11 protein-coding genes are annotated in these 16,100 nt (G+C 35.7%); 1 reads left to right on the forward strand and 10 read right to left on the reverse strand.

The window, feature by feature from the left end; genetic code table 11:
- Positions 1–92: 92 nt before the first annotated feature.
- The 6 genes from CG11_RS08855 to CG11_RS08880 form a co-directional block, all read right to left on the reverse strand.
- Complete coding sequence (locus CG11_RS08855; protein ID WP_052595248.1) at positions 93–3,242, reverse strand: bifunctional cytochrome P450/NADPH--P450 reductase; 3,150 nt, start codon at positions 3,240–3,242, stop codon at positions 93–95.
- Between the two features lie 162 nt (positions 3,243–3,404).
- A complete protein-coding gene (locus CG11_RS08860) occupies positions 3,405–3,983 on the reverse strand; it encodes a Crp/Fnr family transcriptional regulator (RefSeq protein ID WP_052595250.1) in 579 nt (192 codons plus the stop codon).
- A gap of 78 nt (positions 3,984–4,061) precedes the next feature.
- Positions 4,062–4,655, reverse strand: coding sequence for a hypothetical protein (locus tag CG11_RS08865; RefSeq protein WP_156039709.1), 594 nt, complete (start codon positions 4,653–4,655; stop codon positions 4,062–4,064).
- 56 nt (positions 4,656–4,711) lie between these two features.
- On the reverse strand, positions 4,712–5,521 hold the full coding sequence (locus CG11_RS08870) for an undecaprenyl-diphosphate phosphatase (protein ID WP_052595252.1): 810 nt from the start codon (positions 5,519–5,521) through the stop codon (positions 4,712–4,714).
- A gap of 247 nt (positions 5,522–5,768) precedes the next feature.
- Positions 5,769–6,119, reverse strand: coding sequence for a DUF3098 domain-containing protein (locus CG11_RS08875; protein ID WP_052595255.1), 351 nt, complete (start codon positions 6,117–6,119; stop codon positions 5,769–5,771).
- A gap of 301 nt (positions 6,120–6,420) precedes the next feature.
- Positions 6,421–7,308 (reverse strand): ABC transporter permease, encoded by an 888-nt coding sequence (locus CG11_RS08880; RefSeq protein WP_052595257.1) that lies wholly within the window; start codon positions 7,306–7,308, stop codon positions 6,421–6,423.
- Between the two features lie 586 nt (positions 7,309–7,894).
- Here CG11_RS08880 and CG11_RS08885 point away from each other — a divergent pair.
- Positions 7,895–10,231 carry an RND family transporter gene (locus CG11_RS08885; RefSeq protein WP_052595260.1) on the forward strand — a complete coding sequence of 779 codons (2,337 nt, stop codon included), beginning with the start codon at positions 7,895–7,897 and terminating at the stop codon, positions 10,229–10,231.
- A gap of 146 nt (positions 10,232–10,377) precedes the next feature.
- On the opposite strand, the gene CG11_RS08890 is transcribed toward CG11_RS08885, so the two are convergent.
- The 4 genes from CG11_RS08890 to CG11_RS08905 form a co-directional block, all read right to left on the reverse strand.
- Positions 10,378–11,721 (reverse strand): hypothetical protein, encoded by a 1,344-nt coding sequence (locus CG11_RS08890; RefSeq protein WP_052595263.1) that lies wholly within the window; start codon positions 11,719–11,721, stop codon positions 10,378–10,380.
- Between the two features lie 8 nt (positions 11,722–11,729).
- Positions 11,730–13,079 (reverse strand): hypothetical protein, encoded by a 1,350-nt coding sequence (locus CG11_RS08895; protein ID WP_052595265.1) that lies wholly within the window; start codon positions 13,077–13,079, stop codon positions 11,730–11,732.
- A gap of 47 nt (positions 13,080–13,126) precedes the next feature.
- Positions 13,127–14,389, reverse strand: coding sequence for an MBOAT family protein (locus tag CG11_RS08900; protein ID WP_231512775.1), 1,263 nt, complete (start codon positions 14,387–14,389; stop codon positions 13,127–13,129).
- A 752-nt stretch (positions 14,390–15,141) separates the two neighbouring features.
- Positions 15,142–15,957 carry a ParA family protein gene (locus tag CG11_RS08905; RefSeq protein WP_052595270.1) on the reverse strand — a complete coding sequence of 272 codons (816 nt, stop codon included), beginning with the start codon at positions 15,955–15,957 and terminating at the stop codon, positions 15,142–15,144.
- Positions 15,958–16,100 lie beyond the last annotated feature (143 nt).

Here is a 16,100-nt window from a genome sequence, read left to right on the forward strand (position 1 = left end):
AGACTTAGAAAAGCCATCCATTTTATCTTAACATTTTTATTTTGTCAATGTGCTTTAGAAAATTCGGGATGACTCATGTTTTTAATTACTACTTACGAAAACGCATCTAAAGCATATCGCCCACTTCGTATCAAACTTTCCATCCAAGCCTCAGCTTCTTTAAGAACAACGTTATTTTTCTCCATATACATATCTATCAACACACGTTTGACAGCAGGTGCCATATAATTGCCATCTCCACAAACATAAATTATAGCCCCCTGTTCTAAAGCAGCCCATATCTTTTCTCTTTCTTTCCATACCCTATCTTGCACGTATTTCACTTCTTCTACTATTTGATAGGTAAACGCGGGAAATACTTCTAAATTGGCTGCCTTGCCCCAGTTCTTCAACTCATTTTGATACAAAAAGTCTACCTCAGAGTGATCACAACCAAAAAACAAGAGCATTTTCCCACTATTTTCCAACGCTGCTCGTTCTTCAATAAATCCTCTAAAGGGTGCAATTCCTGATCCTGCCCCTATCATCACAATAGGAGTTGTAACATCTTTCGGCAAATGAAACGCTTCTTTGGATGGAACAACTTCTAACCAAATGCTATCTCCTTCCTTTCTTGAAGCCAAATAATTAGAAGCAACACCTTCGTAATTCCCTTGCCCAGACCATGCAGGAGCATCAACCACAGCTATCGTCAAGGTACAAGTACCTTTATTCGTAATAGGCGAAGAGGAAATGGAATACTGCCGTGTTTGCATAGGAGGCAATTGGCTTAGAAATTCTTCAAAAGTTATGGAACAAGACCCCATTCGTAATAAAACATCAATAAGACTCATTCTTTTTTCATACACTTCCTTGTTGTAAACTTCCTTTTGACACCATTGTTCTAATTGAATTCGTTCTGGTGGACAAGGTGTTTTTTTTGCTAATATTTCTAATTGGCGACGCTGTACAGGCTGCCCAAGTTCGACGTATTCTTTAAGAATTTCTCCAACCGAGATCGGATAATTTAAAGGCAATAGAGAAGTTCCCGAATCATCTTTTAAGATTAATTGAGTATCTTCTGTTAAAGAAAAATAGCGCAGTACTTTTTCTACGTTATTTGTTGTATTCGTAGGCAATAGCGTCAAATAATCTCCTGCACGATAGTTCATACCTGTAGGCAACGTAATTTCTATATGCTTCTTGGAACGCCCCAATTCATGAGCTACATCAACCAACTCTTTATTAACAACTATAGTCCCCTTTTGTAATTGAGTTTGTTTGAGTTGTTGCAATTTTAGTGGTTTATTGATCACTTGAATAGCCAATTGGCTTGTCGTCTCAACTGTTCCCTCGGTTGTTTCCAACTCTGTTTCTAGTTTTTGCCAAAGTTGGTGTTCCCAAGTCTCCCAAGCTCCTACAAAATCGCCTTTGGCATCTGCCTCTCCTCTCTCAAAAAATCGACTTGCCCCTAATGCTTCCAACTGATTATCAATAAAGATAGGAACGGCTTGATATGTATTGAACCAATCCCTATTCCCACAACCAAAAACACAGTATTGCAATCCATCTAAATCCTTATTTTTTGCTGTTTTTAACCATTGTACAAAATTCTTAGCATTATTAGTAGGTTGTCCCTCGTAAGATGCTGTCACAATAATCAGTTTACTATCTTTAGGCAATGCACTTACATAATTATCCAATTCATCAACCTTCGCTTTAACACCTCTCTGGACAGCATCTTTAGCCAATTGCAGTGCAAAACTTCTAGAACTTCCACTATTAGAACCAAACAATACCAATAACTGAGGGTGTTCAACATCACTCAACGCATCTTCTTGTTGGGCAAATGCCTGTGTAACGACCTCTACTTTTTCATCTTCTATAACAACCTGATTGCGCTTGGCTTTTAGATAAAACCCTTCTGGTTTTAAGGTCAAGGTTTCTTTGATTGTTAATTTATAATTTGGATCTGACAATTGAATATCAAATCGTTGTACAATCATTGCCAAAACCAAAATTGCTTCTTGCATAGCAAAAGGTCTTCCGATACAAGCTCTCGCTCCATTCCCAAATGGTTTCCAACAATTTGGAGGCAATTTACTAAAGTTTTCTTCTGAAAAACGATTGGGATCAAATTCATCTGCATTATTTCCCCAAACTACCTTATCTCGATGTAATCGAGGAATTAAAGCCAAAATCGTTTCTCCTTTACTGACACTATACTCCCCTGCAATAACAGTATCTTCCAAGGGTTCTACGGCAAAAGCAGGAGCGGTAGGCATCAATCGCAAAGTTTCTTTAAGAATTTGACTAATGTACGTCAATTCATTAATGTGTTCAATTCGAGGTTTTTTGTTGCCCAATACCATGCTCACTTCATCTTGAGCCTTTTTCAAAATATCTGGATGCGTACAAAGATAATAAAGTGCAAAAGATAACAAACCACTTGTGGTTTCATGCCCCGCAATTAAAAACGTAAGCATCTGATAACGAATATTTTCATCACTCAAGCCTTCTCCAGTAATAGGATCCTTGCCACTCAGCATTTTATTCAAAAGATCATCAGGGGCTTGTTCAATACCATTCTCCTTTCTTTTCTCTATGATTGCGTCAGCAACTCTATTCATATATTCGATGTTACTTTCGTATTTTTTACGTGCCCAAAACATCACATTATCTTGAAGTGGCAATCGTCGCCCTTTGTCCCCTGCTTCTACCAGCCCCTCCACCATTGCATGTACAAAGGGGTGCATCTCATCTCTATAAAAACTATTGAATCGATAATTAAATGCACACAACGCAATGGTGTCCAATGTTAATCTAGTCATATCATCGGGCACATCAAATGGCGTATCTTCTCCCATTCGTTCCCATTTCAAAATCAGTTGCTCCGCAATATCTAGCATTTGGGGGAACATACTGCGAATCGACATTGGGCCAAAAGCAGGTGTCAAAATACGGTGGGCTTTAATCCAATTGGGTTCATCTCCATAAGCAGTAAACAAACCATCTTTGGCAAAATCACGAATTACTTCAAGAGGAGGAAGTAATGATTTTTGAAAACGTGTCTCATCACACATTTCATCAATAATTCGATGAGAACAGGCTATTAGAAGTGATTTACTTGGCAAACTCAGGCGATAAATTTCACCATGTTTGGCAGCTAATTTTTCTAAATTGGCCACCATGCCTTCTTTTAAATTTAACTCTAGCAGATTGCCGATTAAAGGAAGCGGTCTATCTTGAGGGATAACATTCATTGGTATGATTTTTTGTTTTATCTTTATTCGTTAATAAAATAAATACAACAGCCAATCTATCTGTTGGTGTTTGTATCTATTTTGGATTGATAAAACAAAGCTAATTCATACAGAAATAAATTTCCTTGAACAAGTTCAATAAACAAATATAAAAAATACAAATTATTTATGACTTAGTCGACGACGAATTTTGGATAGACCTTCGGGAGTAACATTCAAATAAGACGCTATTAAGTACAGTGGAACTCGTTGAAACAAATCAGGATATGTTTCTGCTAATTTTTGATAATGCGCTGCATTAGAGAGGGTTCCCATATCTTTTCTTTCATTCATTACTCGAATAAACGCATCTTGCATCAAAAGACGCATCAAACGTTCCCAGCGCATATCTTTGTCTAACAATTCTTCCAAATCCCTTTTTTCTAATATATAGATGACAGAGGTTTCTAAGGCCTTTAAATAAAAACCAGTGTCTGTCTCTGTTACATACGACTCTAAATCTGTAAACAAATCTCCTTCAAAAGCAAAATGAACCACACGCTCTTTTCCCTGTTGATCGACTTTGTAATAATAAACACCGCCCTCTTCCACAAAGACTACAAATGAAAAAATTTGGTTGGCTTGAAACAAGCATTCTCCTCCGAGTATTGTTTTTTTGATCAAAACTTTTCCTAGATCTACCTTCATTTGGTCATCTAGATGAACATATTCGTTGAGAATTTCCAATAAGCGCTCTGTCATAGTTTATTAACAATAAAGGGTTGGTGGGTATCAATTTACAATCTTGAGAGCAAGTCTAAACACATGCATGAGCTAACACTATGCTCTATCGCACATTTCAAAAGCGGAAATATTATCGATTAGTAAGTTACCTTTATAATAATCTAATGAAGGCTGCTTATAATAACATTCTATGATAATATATTTATAATCTTCTTCTGTTGAAAACAAGAATTCGTACGTTTTCCATTCATAATGGTCAATAACGGGTGACGTTGCGATTAATTGTGCGCGATCACAAGCCGAATTTCCAACCCATACTCTCAAGCAGGTTGGCTTGGAATATCCTGCATATGCTGGTGAGGAAGATAAATCTACCTTAAATTTGTAACAACGCTCTTTTTTGAATGGCTTAGGCATTTTTTGCCCCAAAGCTTCCCAAGTATTATCATCTCTAGTAATTAAGCCTAAAAATGTATTTCCATCTGTTGGTTTCTGATAGACTCCCCAAGGACCTGGCAAAATATCAGGCGAAGAATCTAAGCCGCAAGCTTGCCAATTATCGGGTGTTTGTGCATCGTGTGGCACTCCTTCAAAAGAAGTATTGTCCAGTACAACTGGTTTAAATTGTGCCGATAATGAAAGGCAATTCAATGCTAAAACGAGCCCTAAAATTTGTCTAAAAATAGTCATATACCTATGTTTATCTTTCTCCAATAGTTCGTGGGTAAACCCTACAACCTCAGCTTCTATACATTATATAGAACACTATACCCTACTGCAACTGTACCTATTATAAAACAGTATATCGAAAAATAGACCAATTTTCCGTTTTTGACCAAATTTATCATCCATTGGCAAGCCAACAAGCCAACAAAAAAGGCTCCTAAGAATCCAACGCCCATCGGAAGCAAGGTATCTGTCCCTAAAGCAAACTCTCCTCCCAATAAATCTTTAGCCACTTTGGCAATAATTAAAGGCATGACCATCAAAAAAGAAAATCGAGCAGCGCGCTCTTTATCTATTTTTAACAAAACACAAGTCGAAATAGTCGCTCCAGAACGCGAAATACCAGGAGCCAAAGCAATTGCTTGTGCTACGCCTACCAAAATCGCTTCTTTAAAACCTACTTTTCCATCTGTTTGAGTAGCTTTGTCAGCTAAGAATAGTAAAGCTCCTGTCAAAAATAGCATTAAGCCAACCAAAAGTGCCGAGCCACTAAAAGCGGCATCAATTTGATCTTCGTACAACAACCCTACAATAGCCGCAGGAATCATTGATACCACTATTTTGGCAGCAAACCAAAATTCTTCATTGATTTTGAACTGAAATAAACCTTTTAATATTTCGGCAATTTCTTTGCGCAAAATAACCCAAGTGCTGAATACGGTTGCTAAGTGCAATACCACATTGAATGTGGTTCCAAAAGATTCATTTGTTTCTGAAGGATTAATCCCTAATAGAATTTTCCCCAACTCTAAATGTCCACTACTACTTACAGGCAAATATTCCGTCAATCCTTGTACAATGCCTAAAATCAAAGCCTCAAACCACTCCATAATTAATTATCTATATTAGTATTTTTTTAGTCGTTCGTTGATTACTTCGTGAGCGCTTTGCTTTTAGTTAGCTGCGCTGCTACTCCGTGGTACTTTATGAGCACTTTGCTTTTAGTTAGCTGCGCTGCTACTGCGTGGTACTTCGTGAGGTTGCTATCGCTGAGTTAACTGTTACTCCCTCTTGTCGTGAGCTCGCACAGCTCAGCTCGCTGTTGCTACGTAGTTTCAACGGATTACAGTAAATAAATTAAGCCTCAATATTTTGAGGGGTTTCACTTGAAGATTTAAAAATGGCAACAATAACAACGCCCAAACCACTTAAAATAACTAGTGGAGCAACTGTAATTCGAACAAAGCTATATATTTCATCAGCGTTCCACTCATCTGGCTGGTTGTGTCCTCCAGACATCAAAAAGAAACCAACGATAACCATAATTAACCCTACACCTATAATAGTATAATTGGTTTTTGAAAAAAGCAGCTCTTTCTCTACTTTTTCTCTCCTACTCTCTCTTCTTTTTCTTGCAATAGCAGCATCCTTTTTGTCCATGTTTGGTCCTTCCAAAGTCGTTTCTTTTTGTTTATCTCCTTTTCCCATGATCTTTATTTAAATATTTTTTATTTTGAGTTTTTTCTTGTAATAATTTGTTAATATTCCGTTACTTTTTTAATGTTTCTATGCACCTAAACCAAGCATATCAAGCTCATGTGATTAAAGGGAGCTAATTAAGCTTTTTGTGTAGGCTTTGCTGGTAGCACAAAAGCCACGAGCAAGTAATAAAGGTCCTCAAAGTAAAACATAAAAAAGCACCTTACATTAATTAAATTTCCAACGGAGTAATGAATTTACCTGAGCCACACAACAATGGCATAGTTCTCTAATTAATGAATCATTATTCCTATATATTCCATGCCTCTACGGGCGTTTTGAGATACTTGTGCACACTGTGTCTTGTACATATCCAAGATAGCAAAACGCCAACAAGAATGATAATAATAGATAAGATAGTTGTCCAAAAATCTAAGTCATACTGTTCAAAAGTTCCCAAACCATTTTCTAACATAATCCTTGTTAACCATAAAAAAGCGACTGCAATAATACCACTCAAAATACCATTTTTCAAACTTTGACGCATATATGGTCCTGCCATTTTTTCAAAAGTAGCTCCAACCATCTGCATGGTTTTTATTAAATCCTTGTTAGCCAAGAAGGTTAATTTTAATGTATTCTTGATTAAAGTAACCACGACAAAGATAAAAAAAAGCATTAAGACCAATAGTATTATTTCTAAACGATATACTTTGCCCGATAGGCTCTCGGCAGGTGCTTTGGTATAAAAAACATGTTCTACGAAGTCATTATCTTGTATATTTTTAACAATTTCTCCATAATCTTCAAAATGCCCATCGTTTAGATAAAACCGAATCATATTGGGTAATAAATTCTCACCAAAAAGCAATACATCTTCTTTGGTCATTTTGTCATCGTCTTGAAACAGTTCCAAAGCCTGTTCTTTTGAGATGTATTCTACGGTCTTTTCTTTGACAAAAGTACTCGCCTCCAACTCTTTCTGAAAAGCAAATACTTGCGCTTCGCTTGCTTCGTCTTTTAATTCTATATAAAACGGTATGTTCTCTTTAGAATAATTAAGAAATTGATTGGTGTAAATCGCTAATAACCCCCAAACACCCAATAAATATAACATAATAATTAAACTAATAATTGTTGCTATATAATTGACAAATGTTTTTTGGGCACCAGCTATGGGGATTCTTGTTTTAGGCATAAATTAAATGGTATATTTTAACAGTAGCAGTTCTCTAATCGACTTATTCTTAGTTTGGTATTACTTTTCTAACGTAGGTAATTGTTCAAAAAAAGTATCGGAAAATAGTCTTACTTTTTTATGCCCAGTTACTTATCAACTTATTTTTTACTGTTATTAGATCTAATAGTTAATTCTACTACTGTAGATCGACATTTACATGCTAAAAAAGGCAACTGTAACGAACACGTATTTCAATGATTATTCCATTCTATATTACATCCTACCTAACAAGGTAATAGAAAGAAGGCTATAAATTATCATTTAGGAACTTGCTTAACAATTCTTTAGCGAAAGTACAGAGAAATCATAAGAATTAAATGCAAATTTAGCGGATTTCTAACAGAAATTTCTAAACACATATTTTGTATTTGTGTTATAGAGTAAAATATAAAAAATGTGGTCAATTGTTTATAGAAAATAACAAAAACAATCCTCACTTTTTATGCATGCTACCTTAGATTAGGTATTTGATTTTAGTCGTTTGTTCCGCTGTTGCTGCGTGATCTCAACGAACTGTTTTGATTTACTCAACCAAAATAAAAGAATGTTTGTACGTTATCCAAAGTTTATCATTTCCTTATTTGTTATTTTAAGTATCACGGGAACCTACCTTGCCACCCAACGCGTCCAATTTGAATTTGATTTTGAACAATTTTTTCCAGCAGGAGACGAAGATTTAAAGTTCTTTTTAGAATTCAAAGAACGTTTTGAACCTGATGATAATTTTCTTTTAGTAGGCATTCATCGCGAAAAAGGGGTCTTTGAGCAAGATTTTCTAGAGCGAGTCTTAGATTTTTCTTTAAAAGTCCGTCACATCGAATTTGAAGCGCCCAACCATCTAGATAGCATTGACCATAAAATATATCGACCTAGTATCAACGATCAAGGTGACTCTATTGTTATGATGCGCCCTATTTTAAGTGCTCAATCGTTGTTGCAAGTAGAATATCCTATCAAAAATCCATTTACAGGTTTCAGCACCATTCCCGCTATACACTTAGAAGATACCAGTCGCTACGAAAAGGATAGACAAAAAATATTAGCTGATGAACGCCTAGTCGATAATTTTATTTCTGAAGATGCTAAGACATTGGTTGTGGTTCTCAAAACAGTAGATAATATTGAACAACAAGCAGCTAGTTTGATGATAAGTCAAGTGAAAGCACTGCTTCAAGAATATCAATTTAACGATCATCATCTCTTAGGCAGATCCTTCTTTCAAACAGAGATTGTCAAACTACAAATTAAAGAATTCATTCTTTCTACCATCGTTTCTTTCTTTTTAGTGTTTGTGGTCATGCTTTTTCTTTTTCGACGACTTTGGGGAATTGTTGTTGCCTTAGTTTCGATTGTTGTTGGACTTCTTATGTTTGTTGGAATGTTAGGAGTATTTGCACGAACTTTAGATACGATGGCTTTGCTTTATCCCATTATTATGATTATTGTGGCAACATCCGATGTGATCCATGTCATGTCCAAATACATTGATGAATTACAAAAAGGGCAATCAAAATTTGATGCCATCCAGACGACTATTCGAGAAATAGGTATGTCTATTTTCTTAACCTCAACAACAACAGCCGTTGGTTTCTTATCCTTAGTCACAAGCCGACTGATTCCCATTCAACAGTTTGGAATCAATGCCGCTATAGGAGTTATGATTGCCTACATTTCTGTCGTTATTTTTACAACCACCATTTTAGCCCTTTTTCAAAAAGAACAAATTATCAAACTAAATGAGAAACCGAGCATTTGGGTGACTTGGATGGAATGGGTCTATCAAATTACACAAACACACACCCGTCCTATTTTGGCAGGTTTTGTTGTATTAGTTGTTGTTTGCTTGATTGGGGTAAGTAAAATCACCACCAACACACAATTTATCAAAATCCTTCCTAAAGGTGCGGAGGTAACAAAAGATTTTTTATTCTTCGAACGAGAATTTAGTGGTTTTAGACCCTTTGAAATCGCTGTTAGTATACAGGGAGATTATGATGCCAATGACTTTGAAGTTATTCAAGAAATTGACAAGATAGAGCAACATTTCAAACAATATCCTGCCGTCAAATCCATGAGCTCTATCACAGGCTTGTACAAAACTATTCATCAAGCTTATCATAGCAATAAAGCAACAGCGTTTAAACTTCCCGAAACAGAACAAGAGTTTAAAAAGTATCAGAAGTTAGCCAAACGAATGTCGAAGAATAGCAACTTTGGGATTCTAGTCAGCAAGGATAAAAAACACACGCGTATTTCTGCCAAGGTTTTAGATATTGGAGCCGACAACATTAATAAGATACGGGCAGAAAGCAAACAATGGATTAGTCAACATATTGATTCGACTATCATTCAAACACGCTCGACAGGAACAGGAATCATCATCGATAAGAATTCTTCGTACATTCGAGACTCTTTATTACAAGGGCTTTTATTCGCCATTTTAGTTATTAGTTGTCTAGTTGCTTTTATTTATAAAAACATAAAAATGCTGCTTATAACACTGATTCCAAACCTACTTCCTTTGCTTATCGCAGCAGCAATTCTTGGTTTTGCGGATATTCCATTAGAAGCAGGGGTCGCAATTGTATTTGCTATTATTTTTGGAATTGCCATTGATGATACCATCCACCTATTAAGCAAATTCAAACTTACCAAAGACAAAGGCTACGACACCGAAGCGGCCATTCGGATCACATTATTAGAAACGGGGAAAGCCATTTGCCTAACAACTGTTATTTTATTCTTCGGCTTTTTAAGCTTACTTATGTCTGTTAATCCACCAGCCATCACGATTGGGATTTTGATTAGTTCTACCCTAATTTCTGCCCTAGTTTGCGATTTATTGATCATTCCAATTATGCTTCGAAAGTGGATGGGCTAATTATGTTTTAAATGTCAATACTTCATTTTTAGTGTTGAGATTGTTTTTTTTCTGAACGATTACTTAACACTAAAAATGAAGCATACTAACACCCCAAAACGTTGTAATCAAAAAAGGCACAACAACCTATTTTAAATATAATTTATCTAATCATCTAACATACCTAGCTCTGCTTTCACTACATACACTGCTTCATTTTGCAAGGCAATTTCTATATCTACCCCTTCTTCTTTTGCTTTTTTCTGAATGTATTCAAACCATTCTTTGTTATTCCTCGCTTCTTCTATTTTACGAGTCACCAAAATATCAAAATCATCTGGTTGCGCTACAGTAGGCGCCATAGCTTTTGCATTTTCCTTATCACCAAAGTAATAATCATACAATTTATCATCAAAACCAAAACCAAAACGCCACAAGTTGACAGAAGCCATCAAAATACAAATTACCTCTGCCTTTTCAATTTCTTTTCCAAAATCTAAGTTGGCCACTTGGCGATTACTAGGATGAGCATCTCGATTATAATACCAAAACTGACCATCCTTCCAAACCTTTTGTAAGCCTCCCCAATTGACAAAACGCCAATAAAAACTATCTCCTATTGTTAGAGAACGAGGCTTATATTTTCCTTCTTCATTAATGACAATCGTAGGATAAGGCAATTCGTAAGATGGAATATTAGTAATAATATTCAATGCTTGTTCTAAATCGTCGTCTTCCTCTCTAGGCTCCTTAGCCATTTCCATATTTGTCCATCCAAAATCAGGCAAATCCTTTCCTAGTGCATGTTCTACATGAGAGATGATCGAATCGGCAAACAAGGCTGCCCCATAGAAACTAAAGTGAATTCCTGTCTGTGGAAATAGCGGATAAGCTGTTTTGCCTTTCATTTCTAAAAACCAAGCATTGGCATCTACCAAATTGATGTTTCGCTTTCGCATTCCTCTTATATAATAATCATAATTTGTCTTTAAACCCTCACGAGGAATTTGATCTTCATCTGGTAAATATTCATGAAAATAATCTGCTTTGTTGGGACCAATAACAACCATTAAGTGTTTTCCCAACTTTTTTAGCGTATCTTGTAGTTGAACCAAACGATTCAAACGAGTGTTGATTTCAAATTCTTTGACTTCAAACTTTCCATTGTGTTCCAAGATATAGTCATAATCAAACAAATAATTTTCTTTTCCAATAACAACAGCGTGTACCTTAGACTTATTATACAAAGAATAGGCAACTTGATGGTCCAAACGCAATGCCCAATTTCTAAATCCAAAATGTGTTTTTAAATATTTTTCTTTACCATCTTGATAAGAACCATCTACCCAAGCAGCCTTACTAAACGTTACATCACCAGGAATAGGCTCGTAGCCCCCTAGTTTACCGACCTTAACGAAACTAAACAGCACTTGTAGTATAGGCAAAAAAAGCATTGCTACAATAAGATAAAATAGACGTTTTTGCATCGTATTGCTTGTTTTTCTACTCATAATAATTGTTATTGTTTTTGCAATTTTTGTTTGATAACATAAGCCACATTGTCGTACAACATTTTTTCAAAAGGCACCCCAGCATTCGTAGCACGTTCTTCCAATAATGCCATCCATTTTTTATCTTTTCGAGCGGTTATCATTCGCTCTTGAATCAATATTTCCAACAATGCTTTGTCTTCTAGCACCTTTTTAGGAAAAAAATGCTTGTACAAATCCAAATCAAAACCAAAGCCCAAACGCCAAAGATTAAAGGCAGAATTGATAATAAAAATGACTTCCTTATCCTTTATTTCTTCTTCCAAATTAAGGCTACTAACGGCTTGTCTCGTTGGGTGGACTTCTCGGTTATAATACCAAAAATCGCCATTATCAAACACCTTAATCAACCCCTTCCAATGCACAAACGTCCAGTAAAAGCTATCTCCTATTGTCAACGATTTTGGTTTGTATTTATTGGTGTCATCGATGTGAATGCTTGGATAAGGCAAATCGTAATACGGCAGTTTGAATAGTAAATTTAAAGCTCGTTCTGCATCATTATCCGCATCTCTTGCTTCTCCGCTCAATTTCATATCTGACCATGAAAAATCAGGTAAATCTTTATCTAAAACACGCTCCACATATCCAATCAAAGTATCTGTAAACAAAATAGAACCATAATCCGTCAAATGAATTCCTGTTTGCGGAAACAAAGGATATTGAGCGGTTGGTTTTAAATCCAAAAACCACTGATTCATATCAATATGGTTGATACCATGTGTTTTAAAACCTTTGACATAATAATCATAATTTGTTTTTATCCCTACTCTACTCGTTTGGTTTTCATTGGGCAAATATTCAGCAAAATAATCTGCTTTATTGGGTGTAACAATAATAAATAAATGTTTTCCCAACTCGCTCAAAGTATCTTGCAATTCTTTAAATCGCTGTAACTTTGCTTCAATCACATCTTCTCCAACAAAATCATTGCCCATATATGCTTCCACATAATCGACACCATACAGGTAGTTATTTTTTCCTACAACGATATTGTCGGCTTCCGATCGTCTGTATAGACTATACTTGGCTTGATTGTTTATTCGTATTGCCCAATTTCTAAAACCAAAAAAACGCTCTCTATACTGTTCTTTTGCGACTTGGTAAGTTCCTGTCAACCAAGTACTAGCTGTTAGCGCACTATCTTGAGGCACATGAGGGTCATACCCATCCAGTTTACCTACTTTTACCCAATGATATTCTTCTTGTATCATTGGCACAAACAACAATACAAGAATGCTACAGAATAATACCTTCGATATGTCTTGCTTAAATTTCATACGATTGACAATACAAACCTTCGTTTCCTGTAAAATCATTTTTTTTATTTTACAGAGTAGTCAGGGGTATCAAAGAACAAATAGAATTAAAAACGGTAATAAATAAAAGGATTAAAACTGCTGGCAGCAATAGACGATACGGATAAAACAAATAAGCTAATTGCAACAACATACATAACCAGCGTTTGCCAAGTGTTGTATTCTCCCAAAAACACCAAATCGTGTACTCTTTTGATTGGGCGCAATAAGGTCGAAAAAGCAAAGGCAATAGCAATAAATAGGATGACAAAAAACTCTGTGCTGTAAGGAGATTCTACCACCGAAAAGTCAAAGCCAAATAGTTTTCGATAGAAGCGTCCAATGGCTCGAATATCTTCTATAAAAAACAAAACCCACCCCATCATGACCACAAAAAAGCAATAAAACAGGCTGATGACATTTCCTATTTTGCCCATTTTTTTAAACAGAGATAATAAGAACACTCGTTCTACAATCAAAAATATACCATGAAAAGCTCCCCACAACACAAAATTCCACGAAGCGCCATGCCATAATCCAGACATTAAAAATACAAACCAAAGGTTAAAATAAATCCTAGCCTTAGAATCTATTCTTGATCCACCCAATGGAATGTATAGGTATTCTCTCATAAAAGCTCCTAAGGTAATGTGCCAACGCCTCCAAAATTCGGTAATGCTTCTAGACGTATATGGATTGTCAAAATTTTCTGGGAAGGTAAATCCTAGCATTCTTCCAATTCCTATTGCCATATCTGAGTATCCAGAAAAATCAAAGTATATCTGAAAAGTATATGCAAGAATACACCACCAAGCGATAGGAGTATTAATCAAATTCCAATCAATTGCTAGCACTGCTTCTGGATTAGAACCAATGACTGATGCGACAGCTTCTCCTAGTACGTTTGCAATCAACACCTTCTTGCCCAAGCCAATACAAAATCTATAAAATCCCAACAAACGATCGTTGTAGGATTCTTCTCTATCCTCAATCTGATCTGCAATGCTGTTAAAACGCACAATAGGTCCTGCAATTAGTTGAGGGAACATCATGATATACAACATATAATCCCAGACCCGTTCCAATGGCTTGTGTACTTTCCGATAAACATCTACAGAATAGGTCAATGTCTGAAAAGTATAAAATGAAATTCCAATAGGCAATGCTATTTTTGTCCATTGTATTTCGGTTCCTCCAGTAGTTGAGATTAAGGCATTGACATTTTCTACAAAAAAATTGGCGTATTTAAAAAAGGCCAGAAGCCCTAAATTGAGGGTAATAGATAAGCCTAAAAGGATTTTTTTTCTTCGCTGTGCCTCTGTTTGATGCATGAAACGCACCAAATAAAAATCTATGAAAGTCGAAGCCAATAACAGGAAAACAAATTTAGGTGCCCCCCAACTATAGAAAAAAATACTAAATGCAAGAATAACCCAGTTCTTGTTCTTTTTACTACTCAAAAAGTAAAAAAATAGGAAAGTAGGCAAAAAATAAAGCAAAAAACTAATGCTGCTAAATACCATTTTGTGCTAGCCTTAATAAAAGATGAATGATTACTTATACCCATACTTCGTAAAAAATCATATCATTTTGATTATCATCAGAACACCTTTCAAAAGACAAAAATCACACTATTGATAATCAAGCTAATACAAACATGATTTTTTATTTTTTCGATAGCTAAGCAAACGACTAAACAAATGCAACCTCACGACCAAAGGTAGTAACAAAGGTAACTAAGCTTGCCGATTAAGCTTGTGCTTAATAGCACAAAGGAGTTGTTCACTAGTGTAGCGAGCTAACTAAGCAAAGCAATCTCATAAAATAATCCACGAAGTACTATATATATTAACAATTCCAAATTGGAAATCAATAGTTCGTTAAAACCACATCGTAGCAGTGGCACTAACTAAGCTTGCAATTTTACGAGCGTAGCGAGCTAAAAAAGTGAGAAAGCAACATCTACGCAGTAGCAGCACAGCTAACTACTATTTGTTAATACGAAGGTCGAAAGATAGGGTTATTTAGCTGCAAATAGCATAAAAAAAGCCAAAAAAAAACTCCTTATAGGAGTTTTTTAAATTTATTTCTTAGACTTAGACTTCGATTTTGTCACTTTCTTGACTTTCACCTTCATATTATTCTTTTTGAGAATTTCTTGTGCCAAGTTCAAAAAGTTGATGGCTCCTTTAGAAGCAGCATCGTACATGGCGACAGGCATTCCTTCTCCAGGAGCTTCTGCAATTCTAGAATTACGATGAATAATAGTCGTAAACACTCTACTATCAAAATACTTACGAGCTTCTAAAACTACTTCCTTAGCCAATCTCAAACGAGCATCATACATAGACAGCAAGATTCCTTCTATATCCAACTCTGGGTTTAACTGCGTTTTTACTTGGCGAATTGTATTCATCAATTTTCCCAAACCTTCCAAAGCAAAATATTCACATTGCACAGGAATTAAAACAGAATCAGCAGAAGTTAAGGCATTGACAGTCACTAAGCCCAAGGAAGGCAAGCAATCAATGACAATAAAATCATACGAGTCTTTTACCTCTTTGATAATTTCCTTCAAAACAAACTCCCTGCGAAAACGATTGATCAATTCGATCTCTGCACCGACCAAGTTAATATGAGCAGGAATTAAATCCAAGCCAGGTGTTTCTGTTGAGATAATAGCATCTGAAACAGGAATATCATTAATCAAACAATCGTACAGATTGTAGTCAACTTCTTCCATAGCAACCCCAATCCCTGTAGTAGCATTGGCTTGAGGATCTGCATCAATCAGCAAGATTTTGTATTCCAAAATTGCCAAACTAGCAGACAAATTGATTGCCGTAGTAGTTTTTCCAACCCCTCCTTTTTGATTTGCGACAGCAATTACTTTTCCCATCTTTTTTTATGATAATTGTTTTTGGCATTCAAACATTGAGAATCTTCTCAATACGTTTATAGGTGATAATACTTAAGTGCAAATGTACAAAATTTTAAACTAAAAATGACGGCTCATTGCAATGAATGTATCAAACTTATGTT

It is taken from the genome of Aureispira sp. CCB-QB1, from assembly GCF_000724545.1.
Classification (GTDB): domain Bacteria; phylum Bacteroidota; class Bacteroidia; order Chitinophagales; family Saprospiraceae; genus Aureispira.